Here is a 24,457-nt window from a genome sequence, read left to right as displayed (position 1 = left end):
TCATCTATTGAGTAATCCTGCATACACCAATTTATTCATTTCTATAAGTATATTCACCGGCAAAAAAAACGTTTTCATGCATTACATTTCTGCAACTTTATTTCTGTAACAGGGTGATATTTAGGCGTATCTTTCATATTCGATCTATATAGTGTCACAGTATCTACTGGAAATGATACTGGTTTTAATTCCTTTATATCCTCTATATGAAACATCGCCTCTCCGATCCATTTACGCGCAATAGTAATATGCGGGTGAAAGGGCCGCGTTTCAAGTGAAAAACCACTCCGTTCACAAATGCTATGCACTTTCTTTTGTAAATGAAGTAATGCTTTACTTTCTTCTAATCCAGCCCAAAATATGCGTGGACGTTCTGGGGGACCAAAGGTAGAAAACCCTTGTAATAAAAGTGAAAATTCCTGTTCATTTTTAAGAAGATGCAATCCCTCTTTTATCTCTTGTAACTGCTCTTGCGTTGCACTGCCTAAAAAGGCAAGTGTAATATGATAGTCTTCTTTATGTACCCATGAGCGAAATGGTAACGTATCGTTCATTTCTTCCTTATAATTTGCCAATCGTTCTTTTATATCATGCGGTAATGTAATTGCTATAAAATAATGTGGTACCATATCGTATCTTCCCCCTTTGTATTATTGTTTCTCTTCTTTCCTATCTCATTCAATCATGAAAAAGAAGCCCGCCCTTCAAATGAAGGGCGGTTACTTCGTAAGACTACAACTTGTTTTATTTTGCCAATTCATAAATAGCTTGTGCGTAAATGGCTGTTGCTTTTAATAAATCTTCAATTTCAATATACTCATCTTTTTGATGGGCTAGATCTTCTTTTCCAGGGAATAACGGCCCAAACGCTACACCAGCTTTCAATGCACGGGCATATGTACCGCCACCAATCGCTAATAGTTCAGCTTTTTCTCCTGTTTGTTCTTCATATACGCGCTGTAATGTACGAATTAATACATGATTTTTATCAACATGATGCGGATGAGAATTCGAATAATCTGCTACTTTGAATCCTTTTGTACGTACATATTCTTTTAATCGATCAATTGTCTCTTCAAATTGGGTTGTGACAGGATAACGTATATTTACTCCTAACGTCCCGCCTTCTTCTGTAAACGAAAAACGACCGACGTTCACTGTTAAAGGTCCGCTAATTTCATCTTCATAGGCAATTCCTGCTTTTTCTCCCCGTGTATCATCGATAAATGTTTCTGCAATAAAAGCAATAAAAGCAGCTCCTTTTTCAGCAAGTTCTATCGTTTGTAAAAATTGAGCTAGTAACAACCCTGCATTCTCTCCTTTTTCAGGAGTAGAACCGTGAGCTGATACGCCCTCTATTTGTAATGTGACAATATTTCCTTCAATCGACTTTTTACCCAGTTTCTGAACCGATTGTAAATATTGTTCATACTCTTCTACAAGTATACTCCCTGTTTCAGTCTTAATTTTCGCTTCAGCAAAATCAGGTACCATATTTAAACGGCGACCAGCCAAGAATGAAATCAGCTCATACTCTCCTCCTTTTGCTTTCTCAACATTTTGTACAATTTGTATATCAGAAATTCCTTTTTCAGCATTAATAATTGGGAAATCCGCATCTGGCACAAAACTAATGGTTGGCATTTCTTCCTTCTTAAAATAATGTTCTACACATTGCCAATTGCTTTCTTCATCTGTTCCTAAAATCATACGAACACGCTTAGAAAGCGGTAATCCTAGCTCTTTCACAATTTTCATTGCATAGTAAGCTGCCATTGTTGGGCCCTTATCATCCATTGCCCCACGTGCAAAAATCTTACCATCACAAATATCAGCGCTATACGCAGGGATTGTCCATCCATCACCTTCCGGCACAACATCAACATGACATAAAATACCAACTAACTCTTCTCCTTGTCCCATTTCCAGATGACCTGCGTACCCTTCTATATTTTTCGAAGTAAATCCTTCTTCTTCCCCTTTATGTAACATGAAAGATAGTGCCTTCGCTATACCTTCACCAAACGGCGCGCCCTCTCTCGCACTTTCTTCATCTAGAACACTTTTGATTTGCAAGAATTGCTGCGTATCACGAATTAAGTCATTCTTGCGTTTCTCAACTTCTTTCATCCAATAAATTGCCGACATGACGTCTTCACCTTCTTCTCTATTCTTTCTTTCATCATAGCAAACACAAATCTCTTATATCAATAAAGAGAGAACAAATAACAAATAATTGTAATTTTTTAGATATTTCTTATTAGTTTTTCTTTTATTTTTCTAAAAAAATTTGCAGGAATTTGACGTTTTACGTAGAAAGTTACTCGTAGTTGACTACAGAGATATAGAATGTCAACTACCAATATTTTTCTATTTTATTATTTGTTAAACTTTTGTAAAATTTAAGTAAGTTAAAGCATGAATTTTGTCATTTGGAGTACAATGGTGGTAACGACCTTCTTTCCTGAATGGGGTCAAAAAAACTAGTAGAGGAGTGGTTTTCTCTTGAAACCTACAACTACTCGTATGCTAACACGCATTAAATCGATTTATATGTACATCAATGAAAATGGTACGGTAACGACGAAAGACCTTGTAGATGAGTTCGGGATTACACCGCGAACTATACAACGCGATCTGAACGTGTTGCAGTTTAATGAACTCGTGTATAGCCCTTGCCGCGGTAAGTGGACAACGACAGGAAAGAAAGTGAGAATGACCTCATAACGAAAACAATTATATGTAAAATAAATACCCCTTTCGAAATGAATAGAAAGGGGTTCTTTCTGCACCTTGAAATCGGTATCACTCTTAATTCTCGTGTTGCACTTGATACATTTTTAACATTTCAACCTCTTCATCTGTCAACTCACGGTATTGCCCAAGTTCTAATTCCTCATCTAACGTTAAAGGTCCCATCTCTACTCTCTTCAAGTAGACGACTTTTTTCCCAACAGCTTCAAACATACGCTTTACCTGATGGAATTTACCTTCTGTAATTACAAGCTCAATTTCAGATATATCATCACTGTTTAAAATGGTCAGTTCGCCAGGTTTTGTTTCATAGCCATCATCTAGAACAACACCTTTTGCAAAATCTTCCACATCTTTTTCTGTAACTACACCTTCTATATGTGCATAATATTTTTTTGGCACATGCTTTTTCGGTGATAGAAGCTGATGCGTCAACTTTCCGTCATTTGTTAATAGCAGCAAACCTTCTGTATCAATATCAAGTCTTCCAACAGGAAATGGATTAAAGATTGCATCTTCAAATTCCAGTAGATCAACAACTGTTTCATGATGATCGTCTTCTGTTGCAGAAATGACTCCTTGTGGTTTATGCATCATTAAATAAACAAACTCTTTATATTCAACAACTTCACCATAAATTGTTACTTCTTGCTTTTCTATATTCACATGAAACTTTGCATCTTTGACTGGTTTTCCATCAATCCTTACAACGCCGTCTTTCAATAATTTTTTTACTTCTTTTCTACTTCCATATCCCATATTTGCTAATAATTTATCTAATCTCATTCAATCACCTTCTTTATTGAAAAGGGACGCTACTTACGCCCCTTTTGATTTCATTTTTATTTTTAATTTACTGCCAAGTTTACGTTGAATCTTTTCTAATGCTTCTCCGCCAAATACTCTTTCAAGTACACCTGTACGAATTGCTAAATATCCATAAACAAGGCCGCCAATACATGCACAAATTATAGTAATAATAAGCGCACCCATACGACTTTCAGATGAGATAATCAAGGAGAGAATTCCTTGTGATAGTTTCACAACAACAACCATCACAAGAGTTAACACTGCAATTTGAAACGTTCTTTTATAGACAACGTCAAATGAGTAATGTGCATATCTTCGAATTTGTTTGTTCGTATACCAAATGGAAGCTAAGAATCCTACACCTGTTGCTAAAATAGCACCAACGGTTCCGAAGTAGCGAATAAAAATGACATTGCATAAAAACTTCAAGATAACCCCCATCACAAGAGCAATAATCGCATGTTTTTGCTGGTTAATCCCTTGTAAAATTGCTGCCGTTACTGTAAATAAGGCAAAAAGTAATGCAACTGGTGCGTACCACATTAACACTTGTCCACCAAGCGGATCTGCCTCATAAAATGCAGTGTAAATTGGATATGCCAATACCGAAATCCCCACAACTGCTGGTAATGTCAAAAACATGTTTGCTTGAAATGTTTGTGTAATCTGTAATTTTAAATAGCGGAATTGTTTTTCCGTAAATGATTTCGTGATCGCCGGCACAAGCGTTAAGCTAAAAGCTGTCGCAAATGAAACAGGAATCATAATTAATTTGTGCGTCCACATTGTAAAAATCCCAAGTGCTCGCTCTGCAATATCCCCTTGTCCAATTGCCTGCATAATCGCATTAAATGTCAATGTATCAATTTGTTGATATAAAGGAATTGTTAGTCCAATTACGACATATGGAATCGCATAAGCAAATAACTCTTTAAACAATTGAAGCGTACTTACAGTTGATTCCGTCACTGTTTGTTCGATTAAATATTGATCAAGATGTTTTTTACGTTTCAACCAGTACCATATTAATACACCAAGCGCTCCAACAGCAGAAACAAATGCTGCAAAAGTCGCTACACCAACCGCTGTCGCCACAGATCCACCTATTATTTTAATAACAATGAAACTACCCACTAATAAGAAAACGATGCGGATAATCTGTTCAATAATTTGCGAAATTGTCGTTGGGCCCATTGATTGATGCCCTTGAAAATAACCACGAATTAAACTTGCTGCTGGTACAACAATAAGTGCAAAACTTACAAGACGAATAATCGTTGTAACCTCTTCTACACTACTGTGTATACTTTGTTTACCAAGCATTGCTTCGGCAAATAAAGGTGCACTTATATAAAGAACCAAGAACGAAAGCAGACCTGTTACGATCATCATAACCATTCCCGAGCGGAACATTCGTCTACTTGTTTTATAATCGCCAAGCGCATTGTATTTGGAAACAAATTTTGAAACTGCAAGCGGCACCCCTGCCGTTGCGATACTTAAAAAGATTGTATATGGAATGTATCCATATGTATAAAGCGTTCCGCCTTCTGTGCCTACTAATGCATGAAATGGAAAGACATAAATCATGCCTAAGAACTTTACAAGAAATGTTCCTAACGTCACAATAAGCGTTCCGCGCAGAAATTTTGAATCGGACATAAATAAATCCTCCTACATATGATAACGCTGAACTCTAACCTTTGTATTGTACCACAATCTTCGTTGAAACATCATCTCACTGTATTTTTCTTTTCTATAAAAACATGCTATTCTTTTAGGCAGGAACTGTAGAAAATGAGGTCGATTATTATGCATTATGATGTTATTGTCATCGGAGGAGGCCCTTCCGGACTGATGGCAGCAATTGGTGCTGCTGAAGAAGGCGCACGCGTCTTACTTCTTGATAAAGGAAATAAATTAGGACGCAAACTTGCAATTTCTGGCGGTGGACGTTGCAATGTAACAAACCGTTTGCCACTTGATGAAATTGTTCAGCATATTCCAGGAAACGGACGCTTTTTATATAGCGCTTTTTCTATCTTTAACAATGAAGATATTATTACATTCTTCGAGAATCTTGGCGTCAAACTGAAAGAAGAAGATCACGGACGCATGTTCCCTGCCTCTAATAAGGCGCAGTCTGTTGTCGATGCTTTATTAACACGATTAAAAGAATTAGGTGTGAAAACTCGTACAAATACACCTGTTGAAACCGTTGAGTATGAAAATGGTCAAACGAAAGCTGTCGTTTTGAAAACAGGAGAAATTCTAGAAACAAACCATGTTGTTATTGCCGTGGGCGGGAAATCTGTTCCTCATACCGGCTCAACTGGAGATGGGTACGCTTGGGCCAATAAAGCAGGACATACTATTACGGAACTCTTTCCAACAGAAGTGCCTATTCTTTCAAATGAACCATTCATTCAGAATCGTACGCTGCAAGGTCTTGCACTTCGCGATGTCAACCTTAGCGTTTTAAATCCGAAAGGAAAGATAATTATCTCTCATAAAATGGATATGTTATTTACACATTTCGGCATTTCTGGACCGGCCGCTCTTCGCTGTAGCCAGTTTGTTGTAAAAGCAATGAAAAAATTTAAAACAAATAACATTCAAATGAGCATCGATGCATTACCTGATGAAAATAATGAACAACTCTTCCAGCGCATGATGAAACAAATTAAGGAAGAACCGAAAAAGAGCATCAAAAATGTGCTAAAAGGCTATGTACCAGAACGATACTTCTTATTTTTATTAGAGCGCAATGAAATTGATGGGAGTCAGCAAGCAGGACAAGTATCTCACGAAAAAATCCGAGCACTTGCAAAAGATTTTAAAGAGTTCACCTTTGCAGTAAATGGGACGCAGCCTATTGAAAAAGCATTTGTGACAGGCGGTGGTGTTTCCGTTAAAGAAATTTATCCAAAAGAAATGGCTTCAAAATTAATGAACGGTCTCTATTTTTGCGGAGAAATTCTTGATATTCACGGCTATACAGGTGGCTACAATATTACATCTGCCCTCGTTACCGGTCGAATTGCTGGAATGACAGCAGGACAACGCGCCATTCTAGAAAGAAACGCTCATTAAGGACGCCGCCTTTTGCCATAAAGTATCGGTACACGGATATCCTTTGCCAAAAATCACAATCACCTAGCTCTCTTCAACAAAAAAGAAACAGACTTCCTGTTTCTTTTTTGTTGCTTTCTATAGCTTAGTACCTTTATATTTTATAATGTTGAATAATTGAAACAGAGGGGAAAACATATGAGAAAAAAAGTCATGATATCTTTAATGTTAATGACGTTTCTTTCCGCTGTGGAAGGAACGATTGTCAGTACAGCGATCCCTCGCATAACAAGCGACTTATCCGGCGTCGAACTTGTTAGCTGGGTATATGCCATTTATATGTTAGCAACAGCAGTTTCCACGCCAATTTACGGAAAGCTAGCAGATTTATTTGGTAGAAAAAAAGTACTTCTTATTGGTGCAACAATTTTCTTAATCGGTTCTGCGCTTTGCGGAGTTGTTACATCAATGGAACAATTAATTATTTTTCGTGCACTTCAAGGTATCGGAGCTGGCGCTGTTATGCCAATTACGATGACAATTATTGGAGACTTATATAGTGAGGCAAAGGAGCGTGCAAAAGCACAAGGTTGGATGAGTGCTGTTTGGGGTGTTTCTGGTGTTGTTGGGCCATTAGTGGGCGGCTTTTTAGTGGATTCCCTTTCGTGGCGCTATATTTTCTTCTTAAATGTGCCATTTGGAATTCTTGCCTGCTTCATGATTGTAATTTCCTACAAAGAATCTGTTCAATCAGCAAAACATCATATCGATTACACTGGGGCAACGATTTTTTCACTAGGTACAATCGCTTTACTATACGCACTTTTAACAGGAAGCAGTAAGCAAAACTGGGGAGATATCACGATTATTGGCCTACTAATCGGTGCCGCTATTGCATTTATTCTTTTCTTATTTATTGAAAAGAAATCTCCTGAACCATTAATTCCTTTAACACTTTTTTCGAACCGCACATTATCAACGGTGAACCTATTAACACTTATTGCAGGTGCAATGATTATTAGTATTACGATGTACCTTCCGATTTGGAGCCAAGGTGTATTAGGCAAAAATGCAACAGAAGCTGGACTTATTTTAATGCCAATTCCTGTTTTATGGACGTTTGGTTCCATTTTCTCTGGCAATTTAGTTGGTAAGTTACAAACGAAACAAATTATTTTAATTGGAGCTAGCATCTTATCCGTTGCTACATTCCTATTATTTACGTTATCAACTCATTCACCATCATTTCTTATTTATATAGCGGTAGGACTGTTCGGTTTAGGAATGGGACTTATTACACCGATTTATATGGTCACAATCCAAGCAGCCGTTCCTGCTCATACACGAGGTACAGCAGTTGGTTTAAATACATTTATCAATACATTCAGCCAAACATTAGGAGCTGCGATCTTTGGAACTATTTTTAATACTATGATCCATAAACAAGGAATCCAAAATGTTAATCTCGTCTCAGGCGGACACGGCGGAGCAACAAATATAGTAACAAAGTCACAGGAAGCACTAGCTTCTAGTGTACACGTTATTTATATGAGCACTTTCATATTAGCGGTGTTTACATTCATTATTGGTTGGCTTCTATTAAAGCCAGCTCCGCAAACAAGTAAATAATAAAGCGAGGATGACCTTCTGCGGTCATCCTCTTTTTACTGAAAGTACCCTATTACTCTTCATTTTCAACTATATATTTCAGCATGGACAATTTGTTATTCCAAAATTGTTCATAATACGAGGGCCATTCGCGTATTTCAGCTAACGGTTCCGGATGCAAACAATATATTTTTTCTCGTCCGCTCTTTCTCCCGCTTACTAAATTTGCCTCTGAAAGAATATGAAGCTGCTTTACCACAGCTGTTCGGCTTATCGAAAAGTGAGCAGTTATTTTCGAAATTGACAATTCTTCCTCAGTTAGTAAACGAAGGACTTCTCGGCGTGTTGGGTCAACAATCGCTTGAAATACATCATATTTTGCCGCTGCGGAAGACATTTATCCCTCAACAACTTTTTTCAGTTTTTCATTTACAATCGCTACCCAGCCACCAGCCATTCTATCACGAATAACAGATACTTTTTCATTTGCTTTCGCAATTGTCTCCTCAGGTTGTTTCCATCCACTATGAATAAGAGTAAATTCTGTTTTATCTCCTAAGTCTTTCAATATAAATGAAACGATCCAACCATCTGTATCCCATGAAAAAACGACACGATTCGGTTCATCAATTTCTAATACTTTACACGGTGATGGCCCAAAAGGCGACTGTACATAAAACTCATGTCCCACCTTTGGTTCAAAGTTATTTGGCATAAACCAAGAGGCAATCCCTTCAGCAGTGGATACTTTATCCCATACTTTTTGAATTGGTGCATGAAAAATAGCGGTCTGTACAATATCTTGTACCATATCTTTTTGTTTCATTTTCTCTCTCCTTTATTTCACTTCAAAACGTAACACTTTTTCGTTTCATTTTTGTACAATATAACACCTTTTAGGGGCACGGCAACGATTCCTTCTTTTTGGGGCCACTCATACCCAAAATTAGAATTCAAAGGGTATATGCCTCTGTTCAAATCGTTTTAATTATATTAACTTAAAAAACAAATAAAAAGACATCTTTTGTGCCTTTAATTTAGTTACCCAATGAAAATTCCTAATTAGATCTAGATTCCATTAGAAATTCTAAGAGTAATTTTTTTAATTCATATTATATTTATAACAAATTTATAAATTTTTAACTAAAAAGACAACAATATTATGTAAAATATGTATACTCCATACAATCCAAAATGCTGAAATTTTAGTATGTCCATTTTCTTTTTTCTTTGTATAAGTCCAATAAGAGTATGCAAATACCCATCCCATAATTCCAGCATATAACATATAAGTATAACCAAAACTATGGCTCAATCCAAATATACAAGCTGAAATAAAGATAATTGATTTGTTATATTTTTCAATACCAGGGATTAATTTCAAAATCCAAAATATAAACATTTGATATAGAACTGTTTCTAATAAAGGTGCAATGATTATACCATCCACTATTTGAATCGATAAACCTTCATCTTCAATAGAATTTTGTTGTATGCCACCTGGTATAAAGCTGGTTGGCATTGGTAACAAGAAAGATGCAAGAGTCATGATTAGAATAAACCATAGTGGTTTTAAATGGTATAAATAATGTTGTATCTTCTGGATCATTGATATACTCTCCTATTGTACATTTATAAATATACTATCTATTAATTTTTATAAGACAGTTTGTAAATCTAAGTACGACAGTTCCTCTCGAAACGCTTCGTAGGCCGTTTTCCACTGTAAACATTTTCTGGGTCTATGATTTATAAGAAGTAGTGCTTGATTCAATTGTTCTTGTGAAACAAGGCTCAAATTTGTTTTTTTCGGATAAAACTCCCGTAATAGGCCGTTTGTGTTTTCGTTACTTCCTCGTTGCCAGTAAGAATAGGAATCGGTAAAGAACACTGCGATTTTCAAATCTTTTTCCACTCGTTGATAACGCGAAAATTCTTTTCCTCTATCAACTGTAGCTGTTTGTAAGGCAGTGGCTGGATACATGGAAGCCATTTGTTTGATGGCGCATTCCATAGATTCCGCTGTTCGATCTGGAATCACAATCGCTTGATAATACCGTGTTTTCCGTTCTACAAAGGTCGCAAAACATCCTTTCCTTTTACCACGACTTGAAACGATCGTGTCCATTTCCCAATGACCAAATGTTTCTCGTTTCTTTACTTCAGAAGGCCGTTTTTGAATAGATTTCCCTATATTGAAACGTCCGCGAGTTTCTCTCGGTTTTTGGCGTTTCCCCTTTTGTCTTAAGACAGAAAGATCCTTTGTAAATAACTTTCCTTGATACAGCCAATTATAGATAGTTTTAAAGGATAAGATACCTTTTAGACAACCGTACTGGATTTGTTCGGGCGACCAAGTTGCATTTCATTTATCTTGAATTTGTTTCACCAGTTCTAAAGACCATTTTCCGGTTGACTTACAGTTTTTACGACGCTTCACATATTTTTCTTGTGCTTTTTCACTGTAATATTCGCCGTCTTCATGAGTATTTCTTTTCAATTCTCGTGCAATAGAAGAGTGATGACGCTTCAGAATGGCACCAATTTCTCTAGTTGAATGACCTAATTTATGAAGTGCTTCTAGTTGTCCAAGCTCATACCCGTCCTCCGTGTAATTTGTGGTGTGGTAACTTCTATTTTACACGAAACGAGGTGAGCTTTTTGTTTTTTCTAAGTGTCGCACTTAATAATACAATCCGTCATAAAAATAAAATTAAATATTTGATTTCATTTTAATTACTTCTATAAATTCTTCAATATTCTGGTTCAATATTTGTCCAAACATTATATATTCATCTTTGTAGTAAATTATTATTTTCTTATCAAAGATTTTTCTCTTTTTTTCTATGGATAAGATTTTCTCATATTTGAATTCTTCAATTAATTCATTTTTAAAATGCATGGATGCTTGTCCATAAAATATAATTCTTTTATTAGTTGCAAGCAATATTCCTGGACGTGGAGTATTATTCGTAACTATGTAACCAGTTACTGAACATGTTAAAGTAGCTAAAATATTTTCCTGATCATCTAATAATCTTTTCGCTTCTTTTAGAATTTTGTTCATATTACATTATCCTTTTTAATTTTTGTTAAAAATAGCTCTATATTTTCTTTCAATATGTTTAAATGATGGCTTAGTTCATTATTTATGTTTTTATCTTCAATTGCGGAAAATAAACGAAAAGCTTTTTGATAATTACCGATTTGGAGATATGTCATCCCTAATATTCGATATACATGATCCCCCTTAGTATTAATCGTGGAATATGGAAAGTCTATAGACTTTATATGATTCAAACAATCTTCTACAAAATAATATCTTTGTGATAAGTTGCTACTCATTTCATTTAATAACTTATAATACCAACCATCTAGACAATATGGGTATAAAGAGATTAATTTCTTTATAACAGTGTCTAGTTTATCCAACTTGTTATTTTCACTATAAATTTGGGCAAGTAAAAGTAAGGAGTATAAATGATATTGCTCTGGATTGTTATCATAATTATGATACTTCATTCCATTATTAATTATATCAATAACTTCTTTATCTCCGTAACCACCAAAATTTTTTTCACGTGCTAAAAAATAATACCCTCTAATATTATCAGGTTCGATTTGTATCATTTTTTCTTGTAATTTTATATTTCTATTTAATTTATCTTTTGTTTCTATAACCTCGGATGTGTATCCATCATGATGAATTACAAAATCTGTCATTATATGAAATAAATCCTGTCCTCTTTTGTTTATATCGTATCTCAATTCTTCATGGATGAGCCCAAAAAATTGTAGCTGATCTTTCTTTTTTAGTATTCTCTTTGTAAACTCTAATTCTGTATTATCATGATTTATTATTTTGGGACTTATTACTAATGGAGATATAGGAAAATCATAAAAAACTTGTAAGAATTCTTTCAAATCCACTTGATTTCCTAATAAAAATTCATCTGCGTCGATTTGGATTATCCAATCACCAGATGAATAGTCAACTAATGTATTTCTGCAAAAAGAAAAATCCTCTTTCCATTGTACAGTATGCAATGTTACTTCTGGAAATGACTTGATTATGATATCTCTTGTCTTATCTGTGGAACCACTATCTAAAACTATAATTTCATCTGCTAAATATTTTATACTTTCAATACATCTTGCGATACATCTTTCTTCATTTTTAGTAGAATCTTTAAATGGAATTTCAACTGTAAAATCTTATAACGCTGAAAAAGAAGTTTTTTTTCAAACAGAAAGGCGATTTGTAAATTTATTGAAGCATGTATTTAAAAGAGGATTATTATCCAATCTACAAGGTTCTATTAAAATGGGAATTGAATTAATTGGGGGTACGGTAATACTTTGGATTGGAGCCATGCAAGTATTACAAGGAAACATGACGATTGGCGAATTAATTACATACAATGCACTTCTAGCTTATTTTCTAAATCCTATTGAAAACTTAATTGGGATTCAACCTGTTATGCACTCTGCATTAGTTGCTGGAGAAAGGCTAAATGAAATATTTGACTTAGATATAGAAAAAAATGAACGGGAACAACATAAAGCATCTCCTAACCAGATATCTGGAAAAATAGAATTTTCAAATGTCACATTTCGTTATGGAGTACGTAAAAATGTGTTAAACAAATTAAATTTTTCTATTAAACCAGGCAATCAAGTAGCATTTGTAGGGGGAAAGTGGTTCAGGGAAAACAACAATCTCAAAATTATTAATGCATTATTATGAGCCTCAACAAGGTGATATATATTATGACAATTTTCATATTAAGGAGATAAATCGAACTGCTTTACGAGATCGGATTGCCTATGTTTCACAAGAATCGTTTTTCTTTAGTGGCTCTATTTATGATAATTTGAGATTTGGACTAGATCGACCGGTTACACTAGAAGAAGTCATACAAGTATCTAAACAAGCTTGTACCCATGAATTTATTAGTGAATTGCCGTTACGTTATGAGACTCGTTTAGAGGAGAATGCTTCAAATTTATCAGGAGGACAAAGACAGCGATTGGCTATTACAAGAGCATTGTTGAAAAAACCAGATATTTTAATTTTAGATGAAGCAACAAGTAATTTAGACTCTACAACAGAAAAACATATTACAGATATGTTAAAAAGACTAGGCTCTCAAGGGATAACTGTAATTATGATTGCACATCGATTAAGTACAATTCAACATGCAAATCAAATCTGTGTAATGGAAAAAGGGAGTATTATAGAACATGGTTCTCACGAAGAATTATTGTTCCAGAAGGGTGAATATTATCGTCTATGGAAAAATCAAACAGTTCATGTAGAACATATTGAAGCTGAATATTCTGCAATGAGGGGTGTTCAATATGAGTAAGATTTATAATCTTGATCAATTAACGGATAGTGTAGAGTTATTAGAAAAGACCCCCCCTCGTTTTATTACTTGGTTACTAGGAGTTCTTTTTTTGACTCTTTTAGGGTTTATAATTTGGGCTTATGTGGGTAAAGTTGATATTGTTAGTAAAGGAACAGCCATTGTACAAGGGAAATCTGATATGAGCACAATTAGAACACAAATTGTCGGTGTTATAGAAAATATTTCTGTTCATTCGGGTGATGAAGTGAAAAAAGGTGACATTTTGATTCAATTAAAAAACCAGGAATTATTAGATAAACAAAATCAATTTAAACAAATTGTTAAACAATTAGAAAAACAAAAAGAAATGTTAGAACAGTTAAGAAATAGTATTCAATCTCACAGGTTATCTTTTAATGATAGCGTTGATGAAAAAATACGTGAAGAATACAAAGCATATGAGCAAAACTATCAATCTTTACAAAATGAAAAAGAGAATGAGATACAAGAGATAGTTAATAACAAAATATCAGATGAACAAGATGAATTTTTACAAGGATTGATTGTGGAAAAAGAAAATATTCAACGAGAAATCAAATCTGTGAAAAAACAAAAAGATAAAGAACATATGTTAGATGAACAAAAACAAGCTTTAGATGATAAAATTGAATCCTTAGAATCTCAACAAACTAGTATAGATAAAAGAATAAATCAAAGAAAAATAACATTAGAAAGTGAAAGAAAAAAACTTGAAACAATAAAAGAAGGAAAACAAGAGAAAAAAAAAGATTCATTAAATCAATATATACAAAACACCATTGTCTCTGTAAATCATCGCATCCAGTCTGTAGAACAAGAGATTTTTGTTAAAAAACAAGAGTTAGATGGATTGCGTAATCAAAGTCAAATGACGGTTGTGAAGGCTCAAAAAGAGGGAATTGTACAATTCTCTTCAATTCTACAGCCTGGTGATTTGATTAATGCAGGACAAGAATTAGTTTCAATAATTCCAAAAGAAAATGAAAAAAAATAAAAATATTGTTACCAGCCCAAGAAATGAAAGGTATTAAAATAGGAGACAAAGTACAGTATTCATTTAAATTAAAGAAAACTGATAAGCAAATAGGAAAGGTAACTTATATATCAGCAAATCCTATCTTTGATAAAGATACAAAAACGTATATGTATGAATTAGAAGCAACAATTAATACGAAAGAATTAATTGAACTATATACAGGGATGGTAGGTTCTTCATCTGTAGTAATTGATGAAGAACCTATTTGGAGGGTTCTACTGAGAAAGCTAGACCTTATTTCAGATTAAATTTAATCAAGCTCTCATAAAGACCTCTCCATTAAGTTAAGAAACAGTCAACTAGTCAACTATTTCAAATTAGAAGTAGTTGACTGTTTTTTTATCAGAGTGTTTTTTGCAATACCAAAGTGGTTCTTACGGACTTTTGGTGAATTGCTCTTTTGTGTACTACATTGATATAATAAAAGAAAAGGAGTGAACCATGATGTACCCTATCTGTTGGTTAAGTCCAGATCCTTTTCTCGAATTGATAGATGTATCTACAAAAGACCGTCATCTTCGTTTCATTGTAAAAAGTAATCGTATTTCCGCAAACTGTCCATCTTGTCATTCTATTTCTTCTCGTCGTCATAGTCGTTATACCCGCCTTATACAAGATCTTCCTATTACAGATCAAACCGTCATTCTTCTTATTTTACACAAGTGGTTTTGTAATAATTCTTGTTGTTCTATTAAGGTTTTTACAGAACAATATGAATGGGTAGCCCCCAACGGACGTCGCACACTTCGTGCAGAAAAAGTTTTACGAAAAATTGCATTTTCTACAAGTTGCTTAACTGGAGAGAAAGTTGCTCGTGCCATATATCTTCCAATCAGTCATGATATTGTTCGTAAAACTCACATAGGTACAAAGGTGTCTCCCTTTCATTGGTGTAGATAATTTTGCTTTCCGTAAAGGACGGACATACGTATGGGACACTTATTTGTGATCTACGTCATCATAGACCATTAGCGCTATGACCGAATCGTTCTCCTGAAACACTAACGGAATGGCTGAAACACCATCCTCACATTCAAGTCGTGAGTCGCGATGGTTTTACAAGTTTTCGGCAAAGAATTTCTAACGCGAATTCTTCTATTCTTCAAGTATATGATCGCTGGCATTTTATTAAAAATGCTAGGAAACATTTAGATACGTTCCTCTTGTCAGCCGTTCCTTCTACTATTACTTGGAATGAACCTTCATCTATTTCCATTGAAACAGCGTTAACAAAAGCAGAAAAAATAAAACTCATACGCAATGGGACTTGATTCAAGAAATAAAGGAAGCCCATCGCTCCGGGAAATCTATCAATTCCCTAACGAAAGAATATCATTTAAATTGGAGAACAATTAAAAAATACATAAAAATGATGACTCCACCTACTACCAATCGTTGTCGCATCAGTCCAGCTCAAGGGTATCTTGAATCTATTATTCGTCTTGAAAAAGAGGGAAAAACACTTAAAACGATTGATCCACTTATCCGTAAGAAGGGGTATAACGGCACCTTTTCGGCTGTGCGCACACTTGTTGAAGGGATAAGGCGCAAACAGAAACATGCTAATTACCCATCTCCTACCTATCAAATAGCTAGAAAACGTCTTGCCAGATGGTTTTGGATTCATCCCAATCATCTGAATACCTCAGAAAGAAGGGATTTAGAGCGGTGTTTCGAAAAATATCCTAATCTCCAAACTGTTTATGAAGTCATACAAGAGTATCGTGCAATGATAAAACAATCTGATTATGAAGGATTTTTGCAATGGCTAAGAAAACAACTTTCCCATAAAGAACAACCCTTTTATTCATATGCCCGTCATTTACGCAACGATTTACAAGCCGTGAAGCATGCCTTTCTTCTTCCCTATAGTAATGGCTTGTTAGAAGGACAGGTAAATCGCTTGAAATCAATCAAACGAATGTTGTATGGGCAAGCTGGTTTAGCTATATTGCAAAAACGCATGTTATATAAATTCTGATTTATTATTTTGAAAGAATAAAATTTTATACGGTAACAACGTTATATGAGATTTCACCAAATCTGCGTAAGAACCACTTATTAAACTTACGCACTTTTGGTGAAGGAATACAAGAAATGGCATAGTAAGATAAAAAGGAGAATTCCATTTTATGCATATTGTTATTCCTTCATTTGAAGGTATTGAACTTATGTCTTCGTTTCAAGCGGCCCACACTCATGTTTATATCCTAAAATCCATCTATAAATCATGCCCCTGCCCTTCTTGTGGAAAGATTTCATCACGAGTACATAGTCTTTATACACGTTTTGTTCAAGACCTAGCTATTCAACAAACATCTATTCACCTACAATTACAAGTAAAGAAATTCTTTTGTGATAGCCCAGCATGCTCGACACGGATATTTACCGAGCGATTCGCATGGCTTCAATCATATCAACGAAAAATTATAAAATACAATCATCTAATTGCAAATTGTGTCATTTTTTATAACGTCTTTCAACTCACTCATATCCTGCATGAATACATCCAAGAAGGAAATGAATTAGACGAAGAAGTGCTATCTGATTTGAGCCCATACCTTGCCTTCCATATAAATCGATTCAGGAAATATGGATTGGACGATAATCGTCAACCACCCGATATCAAATTTGATATGGCCATTTCACCTAATGGGTTAAAAGCTGCAAATTAAACAAAAATAGCCACAATCTATTTATAAATAGACTGTGGCTATTTTAAGTGGACCCAAAAGAAGGAATCGTTGCCGTGCCCCTTTTAGTTTCATGTCAACAATATGCATTCTAGACTGTTGAGAAATTCACAACATTTTTTCAACAGGACAAACACACTCTCAACATTTCCTCATAATATGCTCACAAAGGTAAATAAAAAAGAAAACCTTCACGCATCATTTACGATGCGTGAAGGTTTTATCTACCTTACTTGCTTTTAGTCTCTCCTCCTTCCCTTGAGATTAATAAGCAAACAAATATAAATTGTGAGGTATGTCCACAACTTATATTGCTCTATGAACAGGTAGTACTTCCTCAGCATTTTAAACATGACAATGTGGCGAGAATCTCCCTCTACTACTTGTTCCCTTTTTTCAATCAGCTATAAAAAATTACTGTAAAATAAAGGAGAGGAAAGTTATGTACTACTGCATTAGTTGTTCTGAAATCCATCTAAAAAAAAGTAACAATGATAAAATATTTAAAAATGGTTTTTACATCGATCCTTTTTTAGGTGAACGTTATCACCTAGGTATGTGTAAAAACATACATGATGCCAAAGCTGAGGAAGTTGTTCTACCAGAAGCGAATACTAAAGCAGCTCCATCTATTATGAATACTTTGCCAACACATGTTCTCCCTACTTAAAAACATAAAAAAGAGCTGGAAAACTCCGGCTCTTTTTTATGTTTTATAGACGATCATTGCAGAAAAACAATAAATTTGATTTTCATCATCATTAATTGAAACCCCAACTTGATATTTAATATCTATCAGTTGTTCATCATTCAATTTCTTTAAAAAAACATTCACAGCATCTTCTAAATCTTTTTCATGACTTTCGTCAAATACTTTAACGCGAATCATTTGAACACCATCCTAGATCGCAGCTCTCCGCCACTAATTGATTGCCACGGTGCGTATCTATGATGCGATAAAATTTTCCACCTTCATGTACATATCCGTCTTCTAACACATACTGTTTTTCTTCATTATTGACATAAAATTTACCTATCATAAATTTACTTGTATATAACTCCAAGTAATCTGCTTTAAATTTCGCTACTACATGATTTGTAATATCGATTTTAATTGTGCGTCCCACCTTTTCTCCCTCCTTTAACAAAGAACGGATTTAAGTATATTGTATTAACGATTTTACATTTTATGCTTCCTTTTAAGCGGATATGCCCTGTATTTTCACCATGATATCCTCACTCTGTCTCTTCTCATCCCCCTCAAAAAAACAACGCCTTCCTATTGACCAACAACTAACCGATATGGTATTATATAAAATTTGACTTTTTAAACCTCCAGATGTTATACTAAAACTAGTTACAACATCTGGAGGTGGATGATTTGTTTCAAATTGGTGATAAAATTGTTTACCCTATGCATGGAGCTGGAATCATTGAGGCCATTGAAGATAAAGAAGTGTTAGGCAAGACACGTCAATATTGCGTTATACACATGGTGATTAGCGATATGCAAGTAATGATTCCTATGGATAAAGTTCAAGATTCTGGCATACGTTATGTCGTAGATCAAACAACATTAAATCACGCTTTAGTTGACGTTCATAACGGAGCCCCAGACAAATCACTGTCATGGAAACAAAGATATACATTAAATATGGAAAAGATGAAAAGCGGTGATTTTGTAGACGGAGCTGAAGTCGTACGTGATTTACTCCACCGCAATAAAGAAAGAACATTAAATGCGAGTGAAAAACAAATGTTAGACAATGCACGCAGAATCTTAATTAGTGAAGTAGCACTTGTTCAAAATGTTTCTGAAAATCAAGCAACAGATTTCTTACAAAACACGATTAATCATTAATAAATACACATCTACAACGCAAACATAGTCAAACGCTTTTTTTTTGCGTAAAAATTATTGCTAATTATAAATATCCTAAAGTTTCAGCTTAGAAAAAAGAAGAGACGCCTAGATGGGCGTCTCTTCTTTTTTTATAAGTTTATACATAATCTACATTTCATAAAACGTTACATTTTCAATCTAATCATTGATGAAAAATATTGAGCAGTTTCAGTATACCATCACGATCAATTATAGCTCTATGCAATGTTGCATATAAAGAAAACTTGAATCAGTGTAGCTTTCTTTATTCCCACGTAAGACTTCATCTATCTTCCTCGCTTCTCTCTCAATCTTGAGATGGGAGTCTTACTACTCTAAAATAGCGGAATAAACTGATAAATATTGTATATAGATGCTTCCAACGATTAATACAAAATGTTATTTCACTTTATAATATTGTATTCTTACCCTTTTGCAATTCCTAGCATAATTCCAGCTCCAATAATGAAAAGAATCCCAATGATAATAGCAATAAATTGACGCTTTGTCTTCTTTTCACCTAATATAAAAATTCCACCTAAAGTTGAAATCACAATTCCCATTTGTGAAAGAGAAAAACTAGTTGCTACTCCTACGCGTGGTTGTGAAATAAATAAAAACATATTTCCAGCTGCCCAAATTAGACCTGGAATGATATTTCGAATCGCATATTTATTAAATGGTTTATGCCGAAATGTTAATAAAATACCCCCTATTACCATTCCAATTGCTTGCGGCAATAAAGCCGACCATCCATTTACATGGAATAGGCGTATAACTACGACATATACCAAATACCCAAAAGTTGAAACAAGTAAAATCATAATTCCTTTTTTAAAAGTTCCTGCTTGCGCTTCATTCTTTTCTTCTTTACTCTGAAGTGATGTCAACACAATCCCAACAATGATACAAATGATTGCTAGAATACCTAATACAATAGATACAGTTGTTGACCATTCACGAAAAATTAAAACGCCAAATAAAGTCGTCGCGACTAATTGCATCCCTGTTGAAATCGGCATTGTTTTCGAAACGCCCATTAAATCAATACTTTTTAATTGATTTGCTTGCCCAAGCGCCCAAAATAAGCCCGATACAATTCCTACACCAATCACTACCGGCGTTATTACTGGTTGTACAAAGATATAAATACCTATTGAAAAAATAAGTGCACCTAATGTTGTTCCAAACGTTTGGCTGTAGGGGCCTCCACCAAGTTTCACATTAAAAAGTACAATGCTTCCCCAAAATAAAGCAGGTAAAATCGCTAAAAAGATATCCATTTTCCCAAACCTTTCTATGCTAAAATCTATAACATTTTATCGCCTTTATATTCCCCTCAATCTTTTCAAACAATACAAAAAACAGCAGGCTTCTAGTTTTCCAACTGAAACCATGCTGCTCTCTTTTTCAAACAATGGAATTATTTATTATTTAGCATAAGTAATAGCTTTTCTTGACTATACATCCAAACTGTAATAATGAGACAAGCAAGTGCCACTTCTGAAAGTGCCATAAATCCAATTGCATAATGACCTGTTAATTGGAACAGTACTGTTAAAATAAGCGGAGGGAAAAATCCACCTAATCCACCTAATGCTGCAACAAGCCCATTTACAACCCCTGCTTGCTTAGAAAAATACATCGGTACAAGTTTAAAGACTGTCCCATTTCCAATTCCTGCACAAAACGCAACGAGTAAACAACCAAATGTATAGACATTCATGCTTGGCATAAATGATAAAATAATACCCGATAACGTCAATCCAATAAATACAAAGATTAAAATTTTAAATGGATTAAACTTATCACCAAGCCATCCACCTATCGGGCGCATAATTGTTGCTAATACAATAAATCCAGCTGTTCTCATACCTGCATCGACTTTTGCTAATCCAAAGTGAGACACTAAAAAGTTTGGTAAGTACACCGTAAAAGCAACAAATGATCCAAACGTTAAGAAATAGAAAATGCATAAAAACCAAAGTTTCTCATTTTTATACACACCTTTTAATTGTTCTAATAATGGTGTGTTCACTTTTCTTTCATTGCGATCACCTAATAAGAAATTTAATAACGCAAACAATGCTAATAAAATTAAAAATGACTGTACAGTTGCTCTCCAACCAAATGAACTTGCAATGACTGGTGCTAAAAAAGAAGTAATTGCTGTTCCTGCATTTCCCGCCCCATAAATACCATTTACAAAACCGTGACGTTCTTTTGGATAATATTTCGGTAATGACGTCACACCTACAGAAAATACAGCGCCACCAATTCCTACGAATAGACCACCAATAATTAAATCCATCATAGAGTTTGCAATACTAATATAAAAAACAGGGAACAGTAAAATAATAAAACTGATAAAGAATAATTTTCTTGCTCCATATCGGTTTGTCCAATACCCAATTGGTATTCGAAGCACCGATCCTAAAATAACAGGTACTGCTGTTACAAGGGAGATTTGCCCTGCCGTTAACGTAATATCTGTTTTAATAAATGGCATTAACGAAGATAAAATCACCCATACCATAAAACCAATAATAAGATTAGAAGTTTGTAAACCTAACTGAAAATTCGGACTTCTCATCTCTTTCCGCCTCCTAATTTGTTCAATGTTTCACAATTTTATATTCATTCCCTCCAGTCTAATCACGTGATCTCGTGATTAGACTGGAAAAAATCAACCTCCACTTACAGGTGGAATAAGTGCAACAACATCGCCTGCTTGAATGGTATCCGTATCATTTGCATATTCTTCATTAATTGCAACCATAATTTGCTGGTCAACTGATACATGATACTCTTTTGTAAGAAACTGTTTTAACTCTGTAACTGTTATGTTGTCACAGTCTATTTTCAATTCACTTGTTCCAGCTTCTTCTTGCAAATGTGCGAACAATAATACTTGAATCATAATTCCAGCTCCTTTCCCGGTTCTCCATCTGGATACGATACTCTTTCTAATTGATCACCAATCCACGAATTGCCATCTTCCCAAAATTCTTTTTTCCAAATGGGCACAATTTGTTTGATGCGTTCCATAATATACTCATTCGCCTCATAAGCAGCTTTTCGATGCGGTGTTGATACCGCAACAACAACTGCGATATCAGAAATTTGAAGTGTACCAGTGCGATGCGTAATCGCAACATGTGTCCCTGGCCATTTTTCTTTCACTTCCGCACCAATTTTTGCAAGCATTTTTTCAGCCATTGTTTTATAAGCGACATACTCTAAATATAATGTACGACGCCCTTTCGTAAATTCCCTAACAGTCCCAATAAAGGTTGTTACTGCGCCGCATTCTCGGCTAATCACTTTATTTGTTACTTCTTCAATTGAAATCGGTGTATCAATTACTTCATAATACGTATATGTCATTTTGCACCCCTTACCATTTCTACAAGCCATTTCATATAAGAATCGGCATCTGTTATATGAAAAATTTTATATGTTTTTTGTAACTGTAAAATCGCTTCATCCCAGACAATAACAGCTTTTATGTTATCCACCTGTTCCAATAAAGACATATCATCTAGCGAACGAAGTAAGACAATTTTCGGATATGATTCTGTTTTATATCCTTCTATTAAAATGAGATCTACTGCAAAGAATTCATATAACTGAATTACATCCTTTAACATCCAATGATTACGAAGTGCTGAAAGAGATAACAATCCAGCTCCTTCTACAGCACTTACAACTGCACCTGCTTGTCTATGCCGTTCACTATCTTTTTGCGAAAGTTCAGGAAACCCACCATGTCCATGATGCTTAATTGTGGCAACTTTCCTTCCTTCACTTGAAAAAGCATGAACTAACTTCTCCATTAATGTTGTTTTCCCACTATTTTGATATCCTACTATTTGTAAGATTGGAGTGGCTCTGCCCATGGCCATTCACTTCCTTGACTCGAATCAAGCAATAGAACCGAGACGGTCATACCTGTTTCGAACCCTCGCGTTCCTCCTGGTAATACAATGAATGCATTTGCCTCTGCAAGACATGATACAGCGCTCGACTTATCCAATCCTACCGGAGTTACATGTAACATACCATTTACAATGCTTACTTTTCCCCTTACAAAACGTGTGAATGGATTTGCTTTTGGGAAATCTTTTTGCAAAACGGCATCTGCGCGATATACATGTGGTTCCTTTGCATAAAGATGCGTTTGTATAACTGGGTGAACAAATAATTCGAACCCAACATAACAAGCTGATGGATTACCCGATAATCCGAATAATAGCTTTCTCCCCACTTCCGCTACTGTTGTCACACTACCTGGTCTCATGGCAACCTTATTAAATAGTACATTCGCCTGTAATCGTTCATAAATAGCAGGTAAATAATCATAATCCCCTACTGAAACACCGCCGGTTGTAATTAAAATATCAACTTCATCCAGTGCCGCTTTCACAGCTTCATAGCAGGCATCCAATTGATCTGCAAGTTGCCCATAATATCGCACTTTTCCGCCTGCTTTCATAATTTGAGCTGCAATCATATAGGAATTACTATTTCGAATTTTTCCCAGTTCAAGTGGTTCATACACTTCTAACAGTTCACTTCCAGTTGTGATAATTCCAACAACTGGTTGTTTTACAACATGAACGGAACTGTATCCAAACGTTGCTAATAACGCTGCCACACCTGGATTTATTCTCGTTCCTTTTTTCACGAGCACATGATTTTTCTTTATATCTTCACCTTTAAATGAAACATTATCTCCTGCTCGAAAAGAACGTTTCAACTTCATATATGTTTTTCCATCTCTTGTACAAACTTCTGTCAACTCTAACATAACAACAGCATTACATCCTTCTGGAATCGCTGCTCCTGTCATAATTCGAACAGCTTCAAATGCTTTCACTTCTCCTTGAAAAACAGACCCTGCTCCGATCTCTCCCACTACTTGAAATTCAATTGGATTACTTTGACTTGCCTCTTTCGTATCTTCTGCCCGAATTGCGAATCCATCATAAGGAGAACGATTGAAATAAGGTACATCGTGATCAGCTACAACATCCTCTCCAAGCACTCTTCCATAACTCTCCATAAGAATCGTCTCTTCTATTTCACCGCGCTGAGCATATTTCATCACTCTCTTTACTGCTTCAGCAACTGGAATTGGTACTCGTTTTTCTAGCATTTTTTCACCCCTGTTTGCAAAATATCACATCTTGATTACACTTTATATTGTACA

The 24,457-nt window shown here is 35.0% G+C and carries 26 protein-coding genes and 3 pseudogenes; 11 read left to right on the top strand and 18 right to left on the bottom strand.

Annotation, left to right across the window (positions count from 1 at the left end; translation table 11 throughout):
• Positions 1-74: 74 nt before the first annotated feature.
• Positions 75-629, bottom strand: a complete 555-nt coding sequence (thpR, locus tag MR059_RS17630) for an RNA 2',3'-cyclic phosphodiesterase (RefSeq protein WP_012095825.1) — start codon at positions 627-629, stop codon at positions 75-77.
• Between the two features lie 115 nt (positions 630-744).
• Positions 745-2,148 (bottom strand): dipeptidase PepV, encoded by a 1,404-nt coding sequence (pepV, locus tag MR059_RS17625; RefSeq protein WP_012095826.1) that lies wholly within the window; start codon positions 2,146-2,148, stop codon positions 745-747.
• A gap of 357 nt (positions 2,149-2,505) precedes the next feature.
• Here pepV and MR059_RS17620 point away from each other — a divergent pair, with 357 nt between their 5' ends.
• Positions 2,506-2,727, top strand: coding sequence for a DeoR family transcriptional regulator (locus MR059_RS17620; protein ID WP_000805512.1), 222 nt, complete (start codon positions 2,506-2,508; stop codon positions 2,725-2,727).
• A gap of 84 nt (positions 2,728-2,811) precedes the next feature.
• On the opposite strand, the gene MR059_RS17615 is transcribed toward MR059_RS17620, so the two are convergent.
• Together MR059_RS17615 and MR059_RS17610 are read right to left on the bottom strand one after the other, a co-directional pair.
• Positions 2,812-3,540: a pseudouridine synthase gene (locus MR059_RS17615; RefSeq protein ID WP_012095829.1), complete on the bottom strand. Its 729-nt coding sequence runs from the start codon at positions 3,538-3,540 to the stop codon at positions 2,812-2,814.
• A 33-nt stretch (positions 3,541-3,573) separates the two neighbouring features.
• Positions 3,574-5,226 carry a putative polysaccharide biosynthesis protein gene (locus MR059_RS17610; RefSeq protein ID WP_242161924.1) on the bottom strand — a complete coding sequence of 551 codons (1,653 nt, stop codon included), beginning with the start codon at positions 5,224-5,226 and terminating at the stop codon, positions 3,574-3,576.
• A 150-nt stretch (positions 5,227-5,376) separates the two neighbouring features.
• Here MR059_RS17610 and MR059_RS17605 point away from each other — a divergent pair, with 150 nt between their 5' ends.
• Together MR059_RS17605 and MR059_RS17600 are read left to right on the top strand one after the other, a co-directional pair.
• Positions 5,377-6,657 (top strand): BaiN/RdsA family NAD(P)/FAD-dependent oxidoreductase, encoded by a 1,281-nt coding sequence (locus tag MR059_RS17605; protein WP_012095831.1) that lies wholly within the window; start codon positions 5,377-5,379, stop codon positions 6,655-6,657.
• A gap of 177 nt (positions 6,658-6,834) precedes the next feature.
• The gene (locus MR059_RS17600) at positions 6,835-8,265 is read left to right on the top strand and encodes an MDR family MFS transporter (protein ID WP_012095832.1); all 1,431 of its coding nucleotides are present in this window, start codon (positions 6,835-6,837) and stop codon (positions 8,263-8,265) included.
• A gap of 52 nt (positions 8,266-8,317) precedes the next feature.
• Here the strand turns inward: MR059_RS17600 and MR059_RS17595 are convergent, their stop codons facing one another.
• The 6 genes and pseudogenes from MR059_RS17595 to MR059_RS17570 form a co-directional block, all read right to left on the bottom strand.
• Positions 8,318-8,641: an ArsR/SmtB family transcription factor gene (locus MR059_RS17595; protein ID WP_012095833.1), complete on the bottom strand. Its 324-nt coding sequence runs from the start codon at positions 8,639-8,641 to the stop codon at positions 8,318-8,320.
• The gene (locus tag MR059_RS17590; protein WP_012095834.1) at positions 8,642-9,070 is read right to left on the bottom strand and encodes an SRPBCC family protein; all 429 of its coding nucleotides are present in this window, start codon (positions 9,068-9,070) and stop codon (positions 8,642-8,644) included.
• A 303-nt stretch (positions 9,071-9,373) separates the two neighbouring features.
• Positions 9,374-9,853: a CPBP family intramembrane glutamic endopeptidase gene (locus tag MR059_RS17585; RefSeq protein WP_012095835.1), complete on the bottom strand. Its 480-nt coding sequence runs from the start codon at positions 9,851-9,853 to the stop codon at positions 9,374-9,376.
• Positions 9,854-9,901: 48 nt separating this feature from the next.
• Positions 9,902-10,840: pseudogene (locus MR059_RS17580) on the bottom strand (IS30 family transposase); the annotation flags it as partial.
• A gap of 117 nt (positions 10,841-10,957) precedes the next feature.
• Positions 10,958-11,311 carry a PH domain-containing protein gene (locus MR059_RS17575; protein ID WP_012095836.1) on the bottom strand — a complete coding sequence of 118 codons (354 nt, stop codon included), beginning with the start codon at positions 11,309-11,311 and terminating at the stop codon, positions 10,958-10,960.
• Complete coding sequence (locus tag MR059_RS17570; protein ID WP_237701338.1) at positions 11,308-12,384, bottom strand: tetratricopeptide repeat-containing glycosyltransferase; 1,077 nt, start codon at positions 12,382-12,384, stop codon at positions 11,308-11,310. Before MR059_RS17570 ends, MR059_RS17575 begins: the two co-directional genes overlap by 4 nt.
• 25 nt (positions 12,385-12,409) lie before the next feature.
• Between MR059_RS17570 and MR059_RS17565 the strand changes: the two are divergent.
• The 7 genes and pseudogenes from MR059_RS17565 to MR059_RS17535 form a co-directional block, all read left to right on the top strand.
• Positions 12,410-13,613: pseudogene (locus MR059_RS17565) on the top strand (peptidase domain-containing ABC transporter); the annotation flags it as partial.
• A pseudogene (locus tag MR059_RS17560) lies at positions 13,606-14,918 on the top strand (hemolysin D). The pseudogenes MR059_RS17565 and MR059_RS17560, both read left to right, overlap by 8 nt.
• A 196-nt stretch (positions 14,919-15,114) precedes the next feature.
• Positions 15,115-15,570 (top strand): transposase family protein, encoded by a 456-nt coding sequence (locus tag MR059_RS17555; RefSeq protein ID WP_242161923.1) that lies wholly within the window; start codon positions 15,115-15,117, stop codon positions 15,568-15,570.
• A gap of 140 nt (positions 15,571-15,710) precedes the next feature.
• Positions 15,711-15,941: a hypothetical protein gene (locus MR059_RS17550; protein ID WP_012095839.1), complete on the top strand. Its 231-nt coding sequence runs from the start codon at positions 15,711-15,713 to the stop codon at positions 15,939-15,941.
• On the top strand, positions 15,938-16,651 hold the full coding sequence (locus MR059_RS17545; protein WP_012095840.1) for a transposase: 714 nt from the start codon (positions 15,938-15,940) through the stop codon (positions 16,649-16,651). The genes MR059_RS17550 and MR059_RS17545 overlap by 4 nt, the downstream gene beginning before the upstream one ends.
• 151 nt (positions 16,652-16,802) lie before the next feature.
• Positions 16,803-17,345: a Tn3 family transposase gene (locus tag MR059_RS17540; RefSeq protein WP_012095841.1), complete on the top strand. Its 543-nt coding sequence runs from the start codon at positions 16,803-16,805 to the stop codon at positions 17,343-17,345.
• Positions 17,346-17,805: 460 nt separating this feature from the next.
• Entirely contained in the window at positions 17,806-18,033 is a 228-nt protein-coding gene (locus MR059_RS17535; RefSeq protein WP_012095842.1) for a DUF3973 domain-containing protein, read from the top strand.
• 36 nt (positions 18,034-18,069) lie between these two features.
• Here the strand turns inward: MR059_RS17535 and MR059_RS17530 are convergent, their stop codons facing one another.
• The gene (locus MR059_RS17530) at positions 18,070-18,252 is read right to left on the bottom strand and encodes a sporulation protein Cse60 (protein ID WP_012095843.1); all 183 of its coding nucleotides are present in this window, start codon (positions 18,250-18,252) and stop codon (positions 18,070-18,072) included.
• Positions 18,239-18,490 (bottom strand): DUF2553 family protein, encoded by a 252-nt coding sequence (locus MR059_RS17525; RefSeq protein ID WP_012095844.1) that lies wholly within the window; start codon positions 18,488-18,490, stop codon positions 18,239-18,241. The genes MR059_RS17530 and MR059_RS17525 overlap by 14 nt, the downstream gene beginning before the upstream one ends.
• Before the next feature lie 254 nt (positions 18,491-18,744).
• On the opposite strand from MR059_RS17525, the gene MR059_RS17520 reads away from it, so the two are divergent.
• Positions 18,745-19,224, top strand: coding sequence for a CarD family transcriptional regulator (locus tag MR059_RS17520; protein WP_012095845.1), 480 nt, complete (start codon positions 18,745-18,747; stop codon positions 19,222-19,224).
• A 446-nt stretch (positions 19,225-19,670) separates the two neighbouring features.
• On the opposite strand, the gene MR059_RS17515 is transcribed toward MR059_RS17520, so the two are convergent.
• The 6 genes from MR059_RS17515 to MR059_RS17490 form a co-directional block, all read right to left on the bottom strand.
• Complete coding sequence (locus tag MR059_RS17515; protein ID WP_012095846.1) at positions 19,671-20,528, bottom strand: GRP family sugar transporter; 858 nt, start codon at positions 20,526-20,528, stop codon at positions 19,671-19,673.
• A gap of 140 nt (positions 20,529-20,668) precedes the next feature.
• Positions 20,669-21,838, bottom strand: a complete 1,170-nt coding sequence (locus MR059_RS17510) for a nitrate/nitrite transporter (protein WP_012095847.1) — start codon at positions 21,836-21,838, stop codon at positions 20,669-20,671.
• Positions 21,839-21,931: 93 nt separating this feature from the next.
• Positions 21,932-22,165: a molybdopterin converting factor subunit 1 gene (moaD, locus tag MR059_RS17505; protein ID WP_012095848.1), complete on the bottom strand. Its 234-nt coding sequence runs from the start codon at positions 22,163-22,165 to the stop codon at positions 21,932-21,934.
• The gene (locus tag MR059_RS17500) at positions 22,162-22,632 is read right to left on the bottom strand and encodes a molybdenum cofactor biosynthesis protein MoaE (RefSeq protein WP_012095849.1); all 471 of its coding nucleotides are present in this window, start codon (positions 22,630-22,632) and stop codon (positions 22,162-22,164) included. The genes moaD and MR059_RS17500 overlap by 4 nt, the downstream gene beginning before the upstream one ends.
• Complete coding sequence (gene mobB / locus MR059_RS17495) at positions 22,629-23,150, bottom strand: molybdopterin-guanine dinucleotide biosynthesis protein B (protein WP_012095850.1); 522 nt, start codon at positions 23,148-23,150, stop codon at positions 22,629-22,631. The genes MR059_RS17500 and mobB overlap by 4 nt, the downstream gene beginning before the upstream one ends.
• Complete coding sequence (locus tag MR059_RS17490; protein ID WP_012095851.1) at positions 23,114-24,403, bottom strand: molybdopterin molybdotransferase MoeA; 1,290 nt, start codon at positions 24,401-24,403, stop codon at positions 23,114-23,116. The genes mobB and MR059_RS17490 overlap by 37 nt, the downstream gene beginning before the upstream one ends.
• Positions 24,404-24,457: the final 54 nt, after the last annotated feature.

Origin of the sequence: Bacillus cereus group sp. BfR-BA-01522 (assembly GCF_022662635.1) — a bacterium.
Classification (GTDB): domain Bacteria; phylum Bacillota; class Bacilli; order Bacillales; family Bacillaceae_G; genus Bacillus_A; species Bacillus_A cytotoxicus.
This window is presented reverse-complemented; position numbering and strand designations above follow the sequence as displayed.

Bases quoted from the DNA above. Each gene is read 5' to 3' on its own strand.
- thpR (WP_012095825.1), bottom strand. From the start codon at position 629: ATGGTACCACATTATTTTATAGCAATTACATTACCGCATGATATAAAA.
- pepV (WP_012095826.1), bottom strand. From the start codon at position 2,148: ATGTCGGCAATTTATTGGATGAAAGAAGTTGAGAAACGCAAGAATGAC.
- MR059_RS17615 (WP_012095829.1), bottom strand. From the start codon at position 3,540: ATGAGATTAGATAAATTATTAGCAAATATGGGATATGGAAGTAGAAAA.
- MR059_RS17610 (WP_242161924.1), bottom strand. From the start codon at position 5,226: ATGTCCGATTCAAAATTTCTGCGCGGAACGCTTATTGTGACGTTAGGA.
- MR059_RS17605 (WP_012095831.1), top strand. From the start codon at position 5,377: ATGCATTATGATGTTATTGTCATCGGAGGAGGCCCTTCCGGACTGATG.
- MR059_RS17600 (WP_012095832.1), top strand. From the start codon at position 6,835: ATGAGAAAAAAAGTCATGATATCTTTAATGTTAATGACGTTTCTTTCC.
- MR059_RS17595 (WP_012095833.1), bottom strand. From the start codon at position 8,641: ATGTCTTCCGCAGCGGCAAAATATGATGTATTTCAAGCGATTGTTGAC.
- MR059_RS17590 (WP_012095834.1), bottom strand. From the start codon at position 9,070: ATGAAACAAAAAGATATGGTACAAGATATTGTACAGACCGCTATTTTT.
- MR059_RS17585 (WP_012095835.1), bottom strand. From the start codon at position 9,853: ATGATCCAGAAGATACAACATTATTTATACCATTTAAAACCACTATGG.
- MR059_RS17575 (WP_012095836.1), bottom strand. From the start codon at position 11,311: ATGAACAAAATTCTAAAAGAAGCGAAAAGATTATTAGATGATCAGGAA.
- MR059_RS17555 (WP_242161923.1), top strand. From the start codon at position 15,115: ATGTACCCTATCTGTTGGTTAAGTCCAGATCCTTTTCTCGAATTGATA.
- MR059_RS17540 (WP_012095841.1), top strand. From the start codon at position 16,803: ATGCATATTGTTATTCCTTCATTTGAAGGTATTGAACTTATGTCTTCG.
- MR059_RS17535 (WP_012095842.1), top strand. From the start codon at position 17,806: ATGTACTACTGCATTAGTTGTTCTGAAATCCATCTAAAAAAAAGTAAC.
- MR059_RS17530 (WP_012095843.1), bottom strand. From the start codon at position 18,252: ATGATTCGCGTTAAAGTATTTGACGAAAGTCATGAAAAAGATTTAGAA.
- MR059_RS17515 (WP_012095846.1), bottom strand. From the start codon at position 20,528: ATGGATATCTTTTTAGCGATTTTACCTGCTTTATTTTGGGGAAGCATT.
- MR059_RS17510 (WP_012095847.1), bottom strand. From the start codon at position 21,838: ATGAGAAGTCCGAATTTTCAGTTAGGTTTACAAACTTCTAATCTTATT.
- moaD (WP_012095848.1), bottom strand. From the start codon at position 22,165: ATGATTCAAGTATTATTGTTCGCACATTTGCAAGAAGAAGCTGGAACA.
- MR059_RS17500 (WP_012095849.1), bottom strand. From the start codon at position 22,632: ATGACATATACGTATTATGAAGTAATTGATACACCGATTTCAATTGAA.
- mobB (WP_012095850.1), bottom strand. From the start codon at position 23,150: ATGGCCATGGGCAGAGCCACTCCAATCTTACAAATAGTAGGATATCAA.
- MR059_RS17490 (WP_012095851.1), bottom strand. From the start codon at position 24,403: ATGCTAGAAAAACGAGTACCAATTCCAGTTGCTGAAGCAGTAAAGAGA.